The organism is Streptomyces sp. NPDC005722, from assembly GCF_040630935.1.
Taxonomy (GTDB): domain Bacteria; phylum Actinomycetota; class Actinomycetes; order Streptomycetales; family Streptomycetaceae; genus Actinacidiphila.
In genome coordinates this window covers 24,987-41,660 of sequence record NZ_JBEXYN010000039.1, presented here as the reverse complement: position 1 = coordinate 41,660, position 16,674 = coordinate 24,987, and the positions used below count along the sequence as shown (strand labels likewise).

Below are 16,674 nucleotides of genomic sequence, written 5' to 3'. Positions count from 1 at the left end.
AACGGCGGAGTGCCGCGTCCGACAACTCGAGGAGTCGACGGCAAGGGGATGACCCAGGCAAACATGAGCAGTGGCCGAGGCCAGGAGCAGGACAACCCGTTCGCCCCGCCGCCGGAGGACGCACCCGAGCAGCCGTGGCAGCCGCGCCGGCCGCAGCAGCCCTCCGACTCCGGGGACGAGCCCACGCCGCCCACCCCGCCCCCGCCGCCCCCGGCGTGGGGCGGCCAGTGGAGCGACCGGCAGCCCGGCCGCCAGGACGGCGGCTACGGCGACCGCCCCGGTGGCGGTTACGGCGGCCGGCGTCCGGACGGTCCCCGCTTCGACCCCACCGACCCCGCTCAACGGCGTGCCCGCTACGCGATGATCTGCGGGATGTGGGGGCTCTTCTTCGCCCTCTTCCTCGGCTGGACGTACGTGGGGCTGCTGCTCGGCGCCCTCGCGCTGTACTGGAGCGTCAACGCGCTGCGGATGAAGCCCGAGGAGCGGGCCAAGGCCCGCGCCGAGGCGGCCGCGCTGCTGGCCGAGGGCGGGGCGACCCCGCCGGCGCCGCGGCCCACCGACCCCCGCAGCAAGCCGCAGCGCCCCGCCGCGCTCGGCGGTCTGATCATGGGCGGGCTGGCCCTGTGCGTCGTGGCGGTGACCTTCACGACCCAGGTGGTCTACAAGGACTACTACGCCTGCACCCGCGACGCGCTGACCTCCTCCTCGCGCGACGCGTGCGAGAAGCTGCTGCCGACGCCGCTGCGCGACGTGCTCCAGACGCCCTGACGCGTCGCCGCGCCCGCCCCGGACGGAGGCTCAGACCTCCGGCGGGGCGGCGCCCGGGGCCGCGTCGCCGTCGCCCGCCGCGCCCGGGAGCACCGAAGCCGCCGGGACGTCGGACGGCCGGTCTTCCTCCGGCCCGCCCTCGTCCTGCCCGTCCGCCCGCCCGTCCTCCGTCGCGGCGGCCGTGCGGCGGACCCGCACCCAGCGCACCAGCAGTGCCGTCGGCGTGCCGGCGGCCGCCGTCCACCCGGCCGCCGCGGCGCCGGTGAGCCACCAGGACGGCCCGAACTCCTCCAGTGCCCCGGTGCCCAGCGGCCCCGCCGCGAACCCGGCGAGCAGCGCCATGGCGATCCCGCACACCAGCCCGCCCATGGCGGCGTGCGCCGCGGTGCGCCCGAGGCCGCACGGCTCCCGGCGCTCCACGGCGAGCACCCCCACCGCGATCCCCGCGAGCACCGGCACGGCCAGCGCCGCCCAGGTCAGCGACGTCCCCGGCCCGGGCCCGGGCAACGCCGCGAGCAGCGGGAAGTCCGGCAGCACCGGCTCCCCCACCACCCCGGCCGGGCGCACCACGGCCTGGGTGCCGAGCGCGAAGCCGGGGCCCATCGCGTAGGCCGCACCCCACACGGCGGCGTTCGGGATCAGCGCCACCGCCACCGCGAGCACCGCCAGCCGCCCGGACAGCGCCTCGCTCAGCCGCGTGAAGGACGCCCCCGCGGCGCCCGGGTGCAGCGCCAGGGTCACCGCCGTGAGCGCCGCGCCGCCCGCGACGAGGACGCAGACGCCCCCCGCCGCCGAGCGCAGCACGGCCACGGCCTCCCGCAGCGGCACCGTCACGCGCACGGGCACCCGGGACAGCCAGGCGGGCGGTGGGATCCGCGGCCGTCCCCGCTCCGCCCAGGCCCCGGCACCCGCCGCGAGGGCCGCCACGACGGGCAGGTGGAGCGCGGCGGCGAGGGCGTCGCTGCGCACCGGCCCGTACGAGGTGTAGACGACCACCCCGGCGCCCACCGCCAGGTAGCCGCCGATCAGCCATGCGACGGCGGACCGCGCGACCTTGCCGTCCGAGGCGGGCGCGACGGCGTCCGCCCCGGCCCGGTACAGCAGCCACACCGGGAACGCCATGGGCAGCAGCGGCGTGACGCCGACGGGCGCGGCGACCCCGGTGAGGGTCTCGGTGCGCACGAGGTCGCCCCCGTGCGCGAGCAGCCAGCAGTCGGCGGCGACGTGCAGCGCCCCGTCCAGGCCGCTGTCGGGGAACGGGGAGACGACCCACAGGAAGAGCACGAGCATGGCGAAGCCGCCCAGGCCCAGGCCCGCCGCGACGACTCCGCCGGTGAAGGCGGGGGCGGACTCGGAGGTGCGCAGGGTCGTGTGGACGGCCCGGATCCGGTGTACGGCATGACTCAGGGCGCTTGCGGCACTCACGGATCTCATGCTGCCAACAAGACCCCCTTTCGACGTGGCAGCATGCGAATGCCCGTCGTGTCGCGGAATATGGCGTTATGCGTTTCTTCATTCGATCCGAGTGGTCGATCGCATGAGCCGCACACCCACGACGAAGGCCGCGAAGGCCGTCAAGAAGCGAAGGCGTCACCAGCCGGCGTCGGCCGGGAACGCCGCGCAGGACCCGCAGGCCGCACCGGCGGCCGGTCCGGGGGAGTCCGCCGCGCCCGCGCAGCCGCCCGTGTCCGCTGGGGCGGCGGACTCCCCCGGCTCCGGCCGTACCGACCCGGCATCCGCGACCTCGTCCGCGACCGCGCCCACGTCCGATCCGCCCGGCGAACAGGCCGTCCCGGGACCGCGGGCGCAGGTACGGGCACAGGAACGGGCGCTGGCACAGGCGCAGGCGGCCGAGGCCGTACGGATCGCCGAGGCCGCCCAGGCGGCCTTCGACGGGCTGTACACCCGCAACGCCCCCGCCCTGCTCCGCCAGGTCGAACTGCTCACCGGCAGCATGGCGCTGGCCCGGCACGCCGTGCACCGCGCCTTCGACCTGGCCTGGCAGCGGTGGCCCGAGGTCGCCGTCGACCCCGACCCGGCCGGATGGATCCGCGCGGAGGCGCACCACCACGCCCTGGCCCCCTGGCAGCAACTGCTGCCCTGGTACCGCACCCCGCCGCGGGAGCGCAGTGCCTTCCAGCGGCTGCCGCGCGGCACCCGGCACGCCGTGCTCCTCCACGACGGCCTCGGGCTGAGCCTGCGGCGCACGGCGGCGGAGTGCATGGCCACCACCTCCATGACCAGGCGGCGCATCGTCCGGGGGCGCGAGGCCCTGGGCGAGGGGGCGGCGGTCCGGCTGGGCGACCTGCTGGACGAGCAGCCGCAGCCGGAGTACCCGGCGGCCATGGTGCGCGAGCTGAGCGAGCAGTGGCTGCGCATCCGCACGGTGGGCGCCGTGGTGGCGACGGTGCTGATCGCGCTGGTGACCGCGGTCGGGCTGGTCTTCGGGCCGCTCAGCGACCGCGTCGCCGCCGACCGCGGACCCGTCGGGCAGCGCACCTCGGCACCCGCGCCCTGAGCGCGCCGCGTTCCGTGCCGTCCCGCAGACGCACACGGGCCCGCCCCCCGGAGGGAGCGGGCCCGTGTGCGTGCCTCCGTCGAGGAGGCGGGGGGATCAGCCCTGCAGGATGGCGCGCGCGAGGCGGGCCGTCTCCGACGGGGTCTTGCCGACCTTGACGCCGGCGGCCTCGAGGGCCTCCTTCTTCGCCTGGGCGGTGCCGGAGGAGCCGGAGACGATGGCGCCGGCGTGGCCCATGGTCTTGCCCTCGGGCGCGGTGAAGCCCGCGACGTAGCCGACGACCGGCTTGGTGACGTGCTCGGCGATGAAGGCCGCGGCACGCTCCTCGGCGTCGCCGCCGATCTCGCCGATCATGACGATCAGGTCGGTCTCGGGGTCGTCCTGGAACGCCTTCAGCGCGTCGATGTGGGTGGTGCCGATGATCGGGTCACCGCCGATGCCGACCGCCGAGGAGAAGCCGATGTCGCTGAGCTCGTACATCATCTGGTAGGTCAGCGTGCCGGACTTCGACACCAGGCCGATGCGGCCGGAGGTGGTGATGTCGGCCGGGATGATGCCCGCGTTGGACTGGCCGGGGGTGATCAGGCCGGGGCAGTTGGGACCGATGATCCGGGTCTTGTTGCCCTTGCTGCCCGCGTACGCCCAGAAGGCGGCGGTGTCGTGGACCGCGATGCCCTCGGTGATCACGACCGCCAGCGGGATGCCGGCGTCGATCGCCTCGATGACCGCGTCCTTGGCGAACTTCGGCGGGACGAAGATGACGGTGACGTCGGCACCCGTCTTCTCCATGGCCTCGGCGACGGACCCGAAGACCGGCACCTCGGTGCCGTCGAAGTCCACGCTGGTGCCGGCCTTGCGCGGGTTCACGCCGCCGACGATGTTGGTGCCCGAGGCGAGCATGCGCCGGGTGTGCTTGGTGCCCTCGGAACCGGTCATCCCCTGGACGATGACCTTGCTCTCCTTGGTCAGGAAGATAGCCATGATGTGGTGACCTGTCCCTTACTTCGCAGCCAGCTCGGCGGCGCGCTCGGCGGCGCCGTCCATGGTGTCGACCTGCTCGACCAGCGGGTGGTTGGCGTCGGTCAGGATCTGCCGACCCAGCTCCGCGTTGTTGCCGTCCAGGCGGACGACGAGCGGCTTGGTGACCTCCTCGCCCTTGGACTTCAGCAGCTCCAGGGCCTGGACGATGCCGTTGGCGACCGCGTCGCAGGCGGTGATGCCGCCGAAGACGTTGACGAACACGGACTTGACGTCCGGGTCGCCCAGGATGATCTCGAGACCGTTGGCCATGACCTCGGCGGAGGCGCCGCCGCCGATGTCGAGGAAGTTGGCGGGCTTGACGTTGCCGTGGCCCTCGCCGGCGTAGGCGACGACGTCCAGGGTGCTCATGACGAGACCCGCGCCGTTGCCGATGATGCCGACCTCGCCGTCGAGCTTGACGTAGTTCAGGCCCTTGGCCTTGGCCGCGGCCTCCAGCGGGTTGGCGGCGGCGTGGTCCACCAGCGCCTCGTGCTCCGGCTGGCGGAAGTCGGCGTTCTCGTCCAGGGAGACCTTGCCGTCGAGCGCGATGACGCGGCCGTCGGCGACCTTGGCGAGCGGGTTGACCTCGACGAGGAGCGCGTCCTCGGAGAGGAAGGTCTTCCACAGGGTCTGCAGGATCTCGACGACCTGGTCGGCGACGTCGGCCGGGAAGGCCGCCGCCTCGACGATCTCGCGGGCCTTCTCCGGGGTCACGCCCTCGATGGCGTCCACCGGGATCTGGGCGACGGCCGCGGGGTTGGTGGCCGCGACCTCCTCGATCTCCATGCCGCCCTCGACGGACGCGATCGCCAGGAAGGTCCGGTTGGCGCGGTCCAGGAGGAAGGAGACGTAGTACTCGGAGGCGATCTCCGGGGCCAGCTCGGCCAGCATCACCTTGTGGACCGTGTGGCCCTTGATGTCCATGCCGAGGATCTGGCCGGCCTTGACGACCGCGTCCTCCGGGTCCGACGCCACCTTCACGCCGCCGGCCTTGCCGCGGCCGCCGGTCTTCACCTGCGCCTTGACGACAGCCTTGCCACCGAGTCGCTCCGCGACCTCGCGCGCCGCCTCAGGCGTGTCGATCACTTCACCGGCCAGCACCGGTACACCGTGCTTGGCGAAGAGGTCCCTCGCCTGGTACTCGAACAGGTCCACGCGCGTCCGTCCTTGGTAATCGCGGGTTCGTTGTCTGCGTGCGTGCCGGGGGCGGTCGTCGCTGACGTCTTCGTAACGAACCATGCGAACGGTCGTACGGGGGGCGCACACGTCGGCCGAGCACGCGGCATGTCCGTCTCGCAGGTTATCGCCGCGCGGGCGGCACGAGTAAATCGGAGATGGTGCGAGAGCGGTGAGAACGGTCACAGACCAGCCGAACGGGCGGCTTCCCGTGACGCCGGGCACGGGGCCGGGACCGGGGCGAACGGCGCTCCGGCGGGCCCTGCGACGCCGCCCCGGCGCGTGACGTTCACCGAGGGTGACCAGGCCGCTCCCGTCCACCCGGCCCCCCGCGTCACCCGCCGGGGGCGGCGTCGGGCACGGGCAGCGGCCGCTTCTCGATGGCGGCCGCCATCACCTCCGGGAAGAGGTCCGGGGTGCAGGCGAAGGCGGGCGCCCCGAGCGCGGCGAGCGCCGCCGCGTGCGCGCGGTCGTAGGAGGGGGCGCCCTCGTCCGACAGTGCCAGCAGCGCGACGAACTGCACCCCGGACGCCCTCATCGCGGCGACCCGCTTGAGCATCTCGTCGCGGATGCCGCCCTCGTACAGGTCGCTGATGAGGACGACGACCGTCTCGGCGGGCCGGACGATGAGGGACTGGCAGTAGGCCAGCGCGCGGTTGATGTCGGTGCCGCCGCCGAGCCGGGTGCCGAACAGCACGTCGACGGGGTCGGCCAGATGCTCCGTCAGATCGACGACCGCCGTGTCGAAGACGACGAGCCGGGTGTCGATGCTGCGCATCGAGGCCAGCACGGCGCCGAAGACGGACGCGTGGACCACGGACGCCGCCATCGAGCCCGACTGGTCGACGCAGAGCACCACGTCCTTGCGTACCGCCCGCGCGGCGCGGCCGTGGCCGACGAGCCGTTCGGGCACGACCGTGCCGTGCTCGGGCAGGTAGTGCCGGAGGTTGGCACGGATCGTGCGGTTCCAGTCGATGTCCCGGTGGCGGGGCCGCAGCACCCGGGCCGAGCGGTCCAGCGCGCCGGTGAGGGCGGCCCGGGTCCGGGTGGCAAGGCGCCGCTCCAGGTCCTCCACGACCTTGCGGACGACCGCCCGGGCCGTCTCCTTCGTCGTCTCGGGCATCGCCTTGTTCAGCGAGAGCAGCGTGCCGACCAGATGGACGTCGGGCTCGACCGCCTCCAGCATCTCCGGTTCCAGCAGCAGCGCGGACAGCCCGAGCCGGTCGACGGCGTCGCGCTGCATCACCTGCACGACGCTGCTGGGGAAGTAGCGGCGGATGTCCCCCAGCCACCGGGCGACCTGGGGCGCCGAGCCGCCCAGCCCGGCGCCGCGCGCCGGCGGTGCCCCGGGGCCGCGCGGGGTGGTGCCGTACAGCGCCTCCAGCGCCTGGTCCATCGCCGTGTCCCGGCCGGTGAGGCGCCGCCCCGTGCCGTCGGCGGGGCCGCCGCCGAGCACCATCCGCCAGCGGCGCAGCCGCTCGTCGGCGTCCACGCCCGGGCCGTTGCCCGTGTCCGTCATACGTCCTGTCCCCCGTCCTCTCCGCCGGACCCGAGCAGCAGCCGCACGGTGGACAGCGCCGCCTCCGCCCGCTCCTCGTCGAGCCGCGGGGCGAAACCCGGCAGGCCCTCCCCGGCGCCGCCGTCCGCTCCCCCGCCTCCCGGGCCGCGCCGCACCAGCTCCCCCACCGTGCGCCGCACCCCCGGGTCGAAGCCGCCGAAGGTACGCCGCAGCAGCGGCAGCACGTCGTCGAAGGCGGCCGCCGGCACCGCGGACAGCCATCCGTCGACCAGTGCGAGCAGCCGCTCGTCGTGGACCAGCAGCATCCCGCCGCCGGCGAGGAAGCCCTCCACCCAGGCGGCGGCCTCCTGGGGCGCCGCGGCCCGGGACAGCGCGAGCCCCATCAGCCGGGCCACCTCTCCCGGCTCCAGGCGCGCGTCGTCCAGGAGCAGCCGCGCGGCGCCGCCCCGCAGCAGTCCCGGTACGCCGCGGTCGCGCACGGCCAGCTTCCGCAGCGCGCCGGCCCAGCGCTCGCGCAACGCGTCGTCGCCGAGGAGCAGCAGGGCCTGCTGCACCTCCGTGACATGGCCGCGCATCTCGGCGGCGCCGTCCGCGTCGAGCCCCGCGCAGGCCGGCGGGAGCCCGACGCAGACCCGCTCCGCGAGTCCTTCGGCGACCCCGCGCAGGGCTCCGGCGTCCGTGCCCCGCACGTCTCCGTAGCGAAGGGCGCGGACGAGCGACGGCAGTGCCTGGGCGAGGTGCGCGACGTCCGCGTCGAGCGCGGCGCGGTCGGCGAGCACCCGCATGACCGTCGGCAGCGCGTCCGGCAGCCCGGCGAGCAGACAGCGTTCGGCGAGGCCCGTCACCTCGGCGAGGGTCCGCGCGTTCACCGCCGCGTCCCCGGCCCACGCGGTGGCCGCGGACTCCACCGTGGTGCCCCACACCCCGGCCTCCGCGACCGCCACCGCGAGTTCCGGCTCCCAGCGCAGCCGCCAGCTCTCCCGGAAGGTGCCGGTGGCGGCCGTGCGCGACCGGCTCGGCTCGCCCCAGCCGACCCCCAGCATCCGCAGCCGGTGCAGCAGGCGGCTGCGTCCGGCGTCGGTGTCCTTGCGCAGGTCCAGGTCCACCTCCTTCGCCAGGGCCTCCGGCTTCATCCGCAGCCTGCGCTGCTCGCGTGCCAGGTCGCGGGCGAGGGGCACCGCGGGCGCGCCCTCCGGGACCTCGCCCAGCTCGTCCCCCACCACCAGCCGGTCCCGGATCAGCGCCAGCGGCACGTCCGATCCGTCGCACATCACCGCGCGTACCGCGTCCGTGGTCTCGCCGAGTCCGGGCAGCGGGCGGCCGCGCAGGGCCGCGAGCGTGTCGGCGAGCCGTACCGCCTCGATGACGTGCGCGGAGGAGACCGGGAGGTCCTCCTCGCGGAGCAGACCGGCGACCTTGGTCATCCACCGGGCGACGGGCCGGTCGGGCGAGGCGAACAGATGGCGGTACCAGCCGGGCGAGTCGATGCCCGCCCCGTAACCCCCGGCCAGGGAGAGCCTGCGGTGCGTCCAGGGCACCCAGGTGACCTCCACCTTCGCCTTGGGCAGGCCCTTGAGCAGGGCCCGGTCGGCGGTGACCCCGCCCGTGCGGGCGAGGGCGGGCACGTGCCATGCGCCGCACACCACGGCCACCCGCTCGTGCGTGCGGCGCGCCTCCCGTATCCGCAGCCGCATGTGGGCCTCGCGCACGGTGTCCTGGGGGTGTCCCCCGTCGCCGTAGGTCTCGCGCAGCGCGCCCATGGCCTCGGCGAGCGCGCCGAACGCGGCCAGCGGATCGCCGTCCCCCTCCCCTTCATCCCGCCCGTCCCGGCCGCGGTGCTCGACGGCGTCCTCCCACCAGCGCTCCGGGTCGTCGTGGCCGGCCGTCCGGGCCAGTACGGCGAGCGGGTCGATCCGCGCGTCCTCCGCCGCCCCGGACTGCCCTGCTCCCCCGTCCCCTTCTCCTCTTCCTTCTCCTTCTTCCTGTGGTCGCTGCGGCGCGTCCGCCTCGTCGCGCAGCAGGAGAGAGTGCGCGGCCGGCAGGTCGATGAAGCGGACCGGCACCCCGCGACCGGCCGCCCAGCGGATCGCCGCCCACTCGGGGGAGAACTCGGCGAAGGGCCAGAAACCGGCCCGGGACGGCTCGTCCACGACGTGGGCGAGCAGCGCGACGGGCGGCCGCATCCCGGGATCGGCGGCGAGCCCCAGCACCGCGTCCGCCTCCGGCGGGCCCTCGACGAGCACGATCCGCGGCTCCAGCAGCTCCAGCGCGGCCCGCACACCGCGGGCCGACCCGGGGCCGTGGTGCCGCACCCCCAGCAGCGCCACCCCGTCCGCGGCGGTCACGGCGTCACCTCGCGGCAGGCACGGTAGAAGTCCTTCCAGCCCTCCCGCTCGCGGACCACGGTCTCCAGGTACTCCTGCCAGACCAGGCGGTCGGCGGCCGGGTCGCGGACCACCGCCCCGAGGATGCCCGCGGCGACGTCCCCGGCGCGCAGCACGCCGTCGCCGAAGTGCGCGGCCAGGGCAAGGCCGTTGGTCACCACGGAGATCGCCTCGGCCGTGGAGAGCGTGCCGGAGGGCGACTTCACCTTCGTGCGCCCGTCGGCCGTGACCCCGCCGCGCAGTTCGCGGAAGACGGTGACCACCCGCCGGATCTCGTCCGCGCCCTCCGGGGCGGCCGGCAGCTCCAGCGAGCGTCCGAGCTGACCGACCCGGCGGCTGACGATGTCGACCTCCTCCTCCACGGTCGCGGGCAGCGGCAGCACGACCGTGTTGAAGCGCCTGCGCAGCGCGCTGGAGAGGTCGTTGACGCCGCGGTCCCGGTCGTTGGCGGTCGCGATCACGTTGAACCCGCGCACCGCCTGGGTCTCGGTGCCCAGTTCGGGTATCGGCAGCGTCTTCTCCGAGAGGATCGTGATGAGGCCGTCCTGGACGTCCGCGGGAATCCGGGTCAGCTCCTCCACCCGGGCGATGCGCCCCTCGGCCATCGCCCGCATGACCGGGCTCGGGACCAGTGCCTCCCGGCTCGGGCCGCCGGTGAGCAGCCGGGCGTAGTTCCACCCGTAGCGCATCGCCTCCTCCGGGGTGCCCGCGGTGCCCTGCACGAGCAGCGTGGAGTCACCGCTGACGGCCGCGGCAAGGTGCTCGGAGACCCAGGTCTTCGCGGTGCCCGGGACACCGAGCAGCAGCAGTGCCCGGTCGGTGGCGAGGGTGCTGACCGCGACCTCCACGATCCGCCGCGGACCCACGTACTTGGGGGTGACGGCCGTGCCGTCGGGCAGTACTCCGCCGAGGAGGTAGGTGGCGACCGCCCACGGCGACAGGTTCCACCGGGCCGGGCGCGGCCGGTCGTCGGCCGCCGCGAGAGCCTTGAGCTCATGGGCGAACGCGTCTTCGGCGTGCGGCCGGAGTGCGGTGTCCACGGACATGGTTCTCCCCTGTTCTCCCATGGAGCGGATGGCGCGGACGCCCCGTCAGCCCCCGTGGGACGTCCGCGTTCCCACCATCGCGCACCCCACTGACAATCCCGTTCCACCGTCAGGAAGCCGCAGCTCGGACCGGTTTGTCAGTGCCTGCCCGTAGCGTCGTGGCCATGGACGGGATGGACGGACAGCGGACGGAGCGGTGGACCGCCGACCAGGTCCTGGCACTCGCGCCCGACGCGGCGTCGCGCGGGGCCGGGAAGGAGCTGGCGGCGGCTGTGCGCTGGTCCGGGACGGGGAGTGCGGGCACAGCGGTGTGGGGGCTGTGCGCGGGCGGCGGTGCGCCGTACCGGGCGGTCGTCGACACGGCGGGGCCCGCCTTCGGGTGCAGCTGCCCCAGCCACGCGTTCCCGTGCGAGCACGCGGTCGCGCTGCTCCTGCTGTGGGCGGGGGGCGAGATCGGGCCGGCCGCGCACGGGGGTGGCCGGCCCGACTGGGTCAGCGAGTGGCTGGACGCGCGCGCCGCGCGCGGGGGACGGACGGAGCCCGGCGGGCGCGCGAGGTCCGGGGGCGACCCGCAGGCGGCGCGCAGACGGGCCGAACGCCGGGCGGGGCGGGTGGCCGCCGGGGCCGGCGAGCTGGAGCGGCGGCTGGCGGACCTGCTGCGGGGAGGTCTGGCCGGCGCGGAACGCGAGGGGTACCGGCCGTGGGAGGAGACGGCGGCGCGCATGGTGGACGCCCAGGCTCCCGGGCTCGCCGCGCGGGTGCGCGAACTGGGCGCGGTGGCCGGCTCGGGGGGCGACTGGCCGTCCCGGCTGCTGGAGGAGACGGCGCTGCTGCATCTGCTGGCCCGGGGCTGCCTGCGGCAGGACGCGCTGCCCGCACCCCTGGCGGCCACCGTCCGGTCCCGGGTCGGTTTCACCGTGGACTCGGCGGAGCTCCTCGCCGGGCCGAGGGTGCGCGACCGCTGGCTGGTCCTGGCGCGGCAGGACACCGCCGACGACCGTCTCACCACCCGTAGGACCTGGCTGCACGGGGAGGCCACGGGCCGGACGGCACTGCTGCTGTCCTACGGCGCGGCGGGACGGGCACCGGAGCCGGCTCTTCCGGTCGGCCTCGGCCTCGACGCGGAGCTGGCCTTCCACCCGGGAGCCGGCCCGCTCCGGGCGGCGCTCGGGCCGCGGCACGGCGCGCCGCTGCCGGGCCGCGTACCCCCGGGCGTGCCGGTCGCGGCGGCGCTCGGCGCGTACGGGCAGGCCCTGGCCGGCGATCCGTGGCTGGACGCCTGGCCGGTCGTGCTCGCCGGTGTCGTGCCGATACCGGGCGGCACGGGCTGGCAGGTGGCGGACGCGGACGGGAACGACGCCGTCCCGGTCGCGGCTGCCGGCACCGGGACCGCAACGGGACTGTGGCGCCTCGCCGCGGTCTCCGGCGGCCACCCGGTGACCCTCTTCGGCGAACTCGGCCACCAGGGCCTGCGTCCCCTCACCGCCTGGCCCGGCCCGGACGCCCAGCCCGTAGCGCTGACGACCTGATCCCACCCGGAAGCCCCCCGCCCGCCCACGTGCACACCACGACGAAGGAGGACCGATGACGACAACCTGGACCGACCTGGTCGGCACCGCGCTCCTCGGCACCGACCGCAGGGGCGGCACGCCCGGGGAGCTGCTGGACTCCGCCGCGCTCGCCGTCCTGCGGCGCCGCGCCGGCGCGCGGCCCGCCACGGCGGGGGTGCGGCCGGCCGCGGCGCCCCACGACCCGCGGCCGCCGCTGCCCGAGGCGGCCCGACGGAGGCTGTCCCTGCTCCTGGCGGACCGCTCGGTCGGCGGCGGGGGCGGCCGGCGCGGCGCCGCCCCCAACCTCGCCGAGCTGCTGCCCCAGTGGCTCGGCGAGGCCAACGCCCGCGGCTGGGCGGCCCCGCCGGAGCTGCTGCCCGCGCTGCTGGACGCCGCCCGCGCGCGCACCGACCTGCGGCCGGACGCCCTGGCCCTGGCGGGACCGCGCGGACTGTGGCTGGCGGAGCTCAACGCGGACTGGCGGTTCGCGCTGCGCGCCGGGGCGCCCGGCGTCGTGCCCGACACCGCCGACCCGGAGGCCGTGCGCACGCTGTGGGAGGAGGGCCTGTTCGCCGAACGGGTGGCGTTGCTGGCCCGGCTGCGGGCCCGCGACCCGGGCCGCGCGCTGGAGCTGCTGCGCTCGGGATGGGCCGCCGAGCGCGCCGAGGACCGGCTGATGTTCCTGGACTCGCTCCGCGAGGGCCTGTCGCCGCAGGACGAGCCCTTCCTGGAGCAGGCCCTCACCGACCGCAGCCGCAATGTGCGGGCCACCGCCGCCGAGCTGCTGTCGGCCCTGCCCGGCTCCGCCCTCGCCGCCCGGATGGCCGTACGGGCCAGGACCTGCGTCGCCTGGGATCCGGCGGCCGGCCGGATCGGCGTGGAGGCGCCGTACGAATGCGACGCGGCCATGGAACGCGACGGCGTGGTGGCGATACCCCCGGCCGGGCGCGGGGAGCGGGCGTGGTGGTTCGGCCAGGTGGTGGACGCAGCGCCGCTCGCCACGTGGCGGGAGCGCTTCGGCGGCCGGACACCGCAGGAGGTCATCGCGCTGCCGGTCGCCGACGACTGGCAGCCGGATCTGCACGCCGCGTGGTGCCGGGCGGCGGTGCGCCAGGGGGACGCGGCCTGGGCCCGTGCCCTGCTGGGCCCCACCCCGGCCCCCGCGGCGGCGGTCAGCCCGGTCGGGGACCCGGCGAAGCTGCTGTCGATCCTCCCCGCCCCGGAGCGGGCGGAGTGGGTGGCCCGCTTCATCGGGGCGCACGGCCTGTCGGAGGCGTTCCAGATGCTCGCGGTCTGCGCCGTGCCGTGGGCCGGGACCCTGGGGGCGGCGGTGGTGGACGCCTTGGACATCGCCCGCGACGCGGGCAGCTACCCGTGGAGCTTCAGCGGGGTGATGGGCCTGGCCGAGCGCTGCATGGACCCGGCCGAGGCCGACCGGGCGGCCCCACTGGCCGCCGTGCCCGCGGAGTCCGCCGACACCTCACCGGGCGCCGGGGCGTACTGGGCGGAGGCCTTCCAGCGGCTGGTCGGCACCCTGCGGCTGCGGGCCGCGATGCTCGCGGAGCTGGCCTGAGAGGGGCGGCCGGGCATCAGCCGACGGGGGGCGGCCGGGGACCGGCCGGCGGGGGTGCGGGACGCGGCCCGCACCCCCGCGGCGACGGTCAGGCCTCGGCCGGATGGCGGATGTTGTCGTTCACCCAGGTGACGACGTCACCGGTCGTGGTGCCCGGGGTGAAGATCGCCGCCACGCCGAGCTCCCTCAGCGGGGCGATGTCGTCCTCCGGGATGATCCCGCCGCCGAAGACCTTGATGTCCTCCGCCTCACGCTCGCGGAGCAACTCGATCACCTTGGCGAAGAGCGTCATGTGGGCACCGGAGAGGATGGACAGGCCGATGGCGTCGGCGTCCTCCTGGATCGCGGTGTCCACGATCTGTTCGGGCGTCTGGTGGAGACCGGTGTAGATGACCTCCATGCCGGCGTCCCGCAGCGCCCGCGCGATGACCTTCGCCCCGCGGTCGTGACCGTCCAGGCCCGGCTTGGCGACCACCACACGGATCGGTCCGGACACTCCCATCGCTGCCTCCATACACGATTGCTGCGCTCAGCGGGCACATGTGTGAACGAACGTTATCGCCAGCATCCCCCGTGCGGACAGTTTCACGAAGGGCCCCGAGGGGGAAATCACACATGGGACACGTTCACGTTAGAAACGCGTTCGGCCCGTGGTCGTCCTCCGTTCAGCAGGCGACGCGGGCCGTCGCGTTCTCGGCGCACGGGGGACAGGGCCGTCTCCGTGTGCCCACGGGAGGTAGGCCATGGGCGTCCTGTCTTTCGGTGTCGGAGACCGCTTGGTGCGCCAGGCGGCCTACGTACGAGCCGCGGCGATCGAGATCGCCATCCTGACCGGTCATGTCTTCCTCTACCCGACCGGAATCTTCCAGGAACGCGGGCCGCAGCCGGCGGTCGGTGACTCCGAGGAGCCGCCCCGCCTCCCCACCGCGGGACGGAGCCATCCCCCGGTGCTCCTGCTGCACGGCTTCGTGGACAACCGTTCGGTGTTCGCGATGCTCCGCCGGTCGCTGCGGCGGCACGGCTGGCCGCATGTGCAGGCGCTCAACTACTCGCCGCTGACCTGCGACATCCGTACGGCGGCGGCCCTCCTCGGACGCCACGTCGAACAGATCTGCGAGCAGACCGGGCACCACCGGGTGGACATCGTGGGCCACAGCCTCGGCGGGCTCATCGCCCGCTACTACGCCCAGCGCCTGGGCGGCGACACGCGGGTGCGCACCGTGGTCACCCTCGGCACCCCGCACGCCGGGACCCGGGCCGCGCCGCTGCTGAACCCGCACCCGATCGTCCGCCAGATGCGGCCGAACTCCGACCTCATCGAGGAGCTCGCCAAGCCCGCGGCCGGTTGCCGAACCCGTTTCGTGGCGTTCTGGAGCGATCTGGACGAGCTGATGAGCCCGGTCGAGGCCGCCCGCCTGGACCACCCGGACCTCATCGCGCGCAACGTCCACGTCGCGGGGGTCGGCCATCTGACGATGCCGGTCCACGCGGCCATCGCCGCCGGCATCCGGCAGGCACTGCTCGGCGAGGAGCTGGCGTCGGGGGCCGTGGACGCCGCGTGACGGCCTTGCCCCCATAAGCATCGAAAGGCCGTCGAACACAAGGCATCGGGGATACCGAGATCCCGCCGAAGATTGTGGGCGTCGCCCGCAGGGGGATACAGTCGCCGCTAATTCTCCTGCTGCCGAGGCGAAAGAGAAGCGGTGAACGACCGTCATCCGGCGGGGTACGCCCCCGAGTACAGCGGCTATGGGTACGAGGGGCTTTCCGACGCCTCCTACGCGCCCATGGGTGCCGCCCACACGGATGACGATCCCCTCTTCGGCTCCTGCCAGGGTTACCCCGCCTACGACACGGGGTCCTACGCCACCGCCCCCTACGACGCCACCGCCGACAGCACCGCGACCGGCTACTGGCCCTCCGGGCAGACCACCGGCACCCCGGGTTACGCCGACCACACGGGCGCGGCCACCGGCACCTGGTACCTGGACCCCTCGCAGACGCAGGCGACGGCGGCGTACGACTACACGGGTTACGAGCACACGGCCGTCCACGCCGCCTACGAGGAGCCCGAGGCCGCGCACGCCCACGCTCCCGCTCCCGAGGCCGCCGCCTACGAGCAGCATCCGGAGCGGTACGGGGCCGAGGCCCACACCCCGGAGCACTACGCGGCCGCCCCCTACGAGGCCGAGCCCTACCGGGCCGGGCACTACGAGCCGGAGTCCCACGACGCCGAGCCCCACGAGGCCGGCAGCTACGAGCCCGAGGCGTACGAGCCCGAGGCCTACGACGACACCGAGCCGGAGGCGGAACCGGAGCACGACTCCGAGGAGAGCGCCCCCGTGGCCGCACTGCCGCGCCCGCGCGGGGGAAGCGGCGGCGGGAGCCGCAGGCGGCGGCAGGCCCGGCGCTCGGCCCTGCTCACGGTCGCCGTCCCTTCCGTCGCGGTGATGGGCGTCGCCTGCGCGGCCGCCGTCACCGTCAACACCGACGACCCCGACACCAGCCGCACCCAGGCAGACGGCGCCCCGGAGGCGGCGGTCGACGTCCCGACCAGCAAGCTCGACCAGCAGCTCGCCGGGGTCAACCGGGACGTCGACGACTTCACCGACCGCGCCAGCCGCAACCAGGAACGCATCGACCTCAAGGAGCGCCAGGCGCAGGAGCGCGCGAAGAAGGCCGCGGAGGCGGCCCTCAAGGAGCAGCTGCGCCCCAAGTTCCTGCTCCCGGTCAAGCAGCACGGGCTGAGCGCCTACTTCGGCCAGGCGGGCGTGAACTGGATGTCGGTCCACACCGGCATCGACTTCCCGGTGAACTACGGCACACCGGTGATGGCCGCGACCGACGGCGTCGTGCGCACCCAGTGGAACAGCGCCTACGGCAACATGGCGATAGTGACCGCCCCCGACGGCACCGAGACCTGGTACTGCCACCTGAGCAGCACCAAGATCCGCTCGGGTTCGGTCAAGGCCGGCGACGTCATCGCCTACTCCGGCAATTCGGGCAACTCCACGGGCCCGCACCTGCACTTCGAGGTGCGTCCGGCCGGCGGCGCGGCCATCGACCCGCTGCAGTGGATGCTGAAGCACGGCATCGACCCGCGCTGAGCCCCGGCCCCGG

General features: G+C 75.1%; 13 protein-coding genes. 6 read left to right on the top strand and 7 right to left on the bottom strand.

Going from position 1 to position 16,674, the window contains the following annotated elements; translation table 11 throughout:
* The first annotated feature begins 63 nt into the window (after positions 1–63).
* Positions 64–768, top strand: coding sequence for a hypothetical protein (locus tag ABZ479_RS32050; RefSeq protein WP_500464832.1), 705 nt, complete (start codon positions 64–66; stop codon positions 766–768).
* Between the two features lie 30 nt (positions 769–798).
* Here ABZ479_RS32050 and ABZ479_RS32045 read toward each other — a convergent pair whose 3' ends face one another.
* Positions 799–2,193: a cell division protein PerM gene (locus tag ABZ479_RS32045; RefSeq protein WP_500464831.1), complete on the bottom strand. Its 1,395-nt coding sequence runs from the start codon at positions 2,191–2,193 to the stop codon at positions 799–801.
* A gap of 112 nt (positions 2,194–2,305) precedes the next feature.
* Here ABZ479_RS32045 and ABZ479_RS32040 point away from each other — a divergent pair, with 112 nt between their 5' ends.
* Positions 2,306–3,286 carry a hypothetical protein gene (locus ABZ479_RS32040; RefSeq protein WP_500464830.1) on the top strand — a complete coding sequence of 327 codons (981 nt, stop codon included), beginning with the start codon at positions 2,306–2,308 and terminating at the stop codon, positions 3,284–3,286.
* Positions 3,287–3,382: 96 nt separating this feature from the next.
* Here ABZ479_RS32040 and sucD read toward each other — a convergent pair whose 3' ends face one another.
* The 5 genes from sucD to ABZ479_RS32015 form a co-directional block, all read right to left on the bottom strand.
* A complete protein-coding gene (gene sucD, locus ABZ479_RS32035) occupies positions 3,383–4,267 on the bottom strand; it encodes a succinate--CoA ligase subunit alpha (RefSeq protein ID WP_431960236.1) in 885 nt (294 codons plus the stop codon).
* Between the two features lie 18 nt (positions 4,268–4,285).
* On the bottom strand, positions 4,286–5,461 hold the full coding sequence (sucC, locus tag ABZ479_RS32030; protein ID WP_500464829.1) for an ADP-forming succinate--CoA ligase subunit beta: 1,176 nt from the start codon (positions 5,459–5,461) through the stop codon (positions 4,286–4,288).
* Positions 5,462–5,816: 355 nt separating this feature from the next.
* Positions 5,817–7,001: a VWA domain-containing protein gene (locus ABZ479_RS32025; protein WP_500464828.1), complete on the bottom strand. Its 1,185-nt coding sequence runs from the start codon at positions 6,999–7,001 to the stop codon at positions 5,817–5,819.
* The gene (locus ABZ479_RS32020; protein ID WP_500464827.1) at positions 6,998–9,346 is read right to left on the bottom strand and encodes a DUF5682 family protein; all 2,349 of its coding nucleotides are present in this window, start codon (positions 9,344–9,346) and stop codon (positions 6,998–7,000) included. Before ABZ479_RS32020 ends, ABZ479_RS32025 begins: the two co-directional genes overlap by 4 nt.
* Positions 9,343–10,431: an ATP-binding protein gene (locus tag ABZ479_RS32015; RefSeq protein WP_499606525.1), complete on the bottom strand. Its 1,089-nt coding sequence runs from the start codon at positions 10,429–10,431 to the stop codon at positions 9,343–9,345. The genes ABZ479_RS32020 and ABZ479_RS32015 overlap by 4 nt, the downstream gene beginning before the upstream one ends.
* Before the next feature lie 164 nt (positions 10,432–10,595).
* Here ABZ479_RS32015 and ABZ479_RS32010 point away from each other — a divergent pair, with 164 nt between their 5' ends.
* Positions 10,596–11,960, top strand: coding sequence for an SWIM zinc finger family protein (locus ABZ479_RS32010; protein WP_500464826.1), 1,365 nt, complete (start codon positions 10,596–10,598; stop codon positions 11,958–11,960).
* A 55-nt stretch (positions 11,961–12,015) separates the two neighbouring features.
* Positions 12,016–13,554, top strand: a complete 1,539-nt coding sequence (locus ABZ479_RS32005; protein WP_500464825.1) for a DUF5691 domain-containing protein — start codon at positions 12,016–12,018, stop codon at positions 13,552–13,554.
* 88 nt (positions 13,555–13,642) lie between these two features.
* On the opposite strand, the gene icmB is transcribed toward ABZ479_RS32005, so the two are convergent.
* Positions 13,643–14,056, bottom strand: a complete 414-nt coding sequence (gene icmB / locus ABZ479_RS32000; RefSeq protein ID WP_500464824.1) for a coenzyme B12-dependent isobutyryl CoA mutase small subunit — start codon at positions 14,054–14,056, stop codon at positions 13,643–13,645.
* A gap of 241 nt (positions 14,057–14,297) precedes the next feature.
* Here icmB and ABZ479_RS31995 point away from each other — a divergent pair, with 241 nt between their 5' ends.
* Together ABZ479_RS31995 and ABZ479_RS31990 are read left to right on the top strand one after the other, a co-directional pair.
* The gene (locus tag ABZ479_RS31995) at positions 14,298–15,116 is read left to right on the top strand and encodes an esterase/lipase family protein (RefSeq protein WP_500464823.1); all 819 of its coding nucleotides are present in this window, start codon (positions 14,298–14,300) and stop codon (positions 15,114–15,116) included.
* Positions 15,117–15,257: 141 nt separating this feature from the next.
* Positions 15,258–16,661, top strand: coding sequence for a M23 family metallopeptidase (locus tag ABZ479_RS31990; protein WP_500464822.1), 1,404 nt, complete (start codon positions 15,258–15,260; stop codon positions 16,659–16,661).
* Positions 16,662–16,674 lie beyond the last annotated feature (13 nt).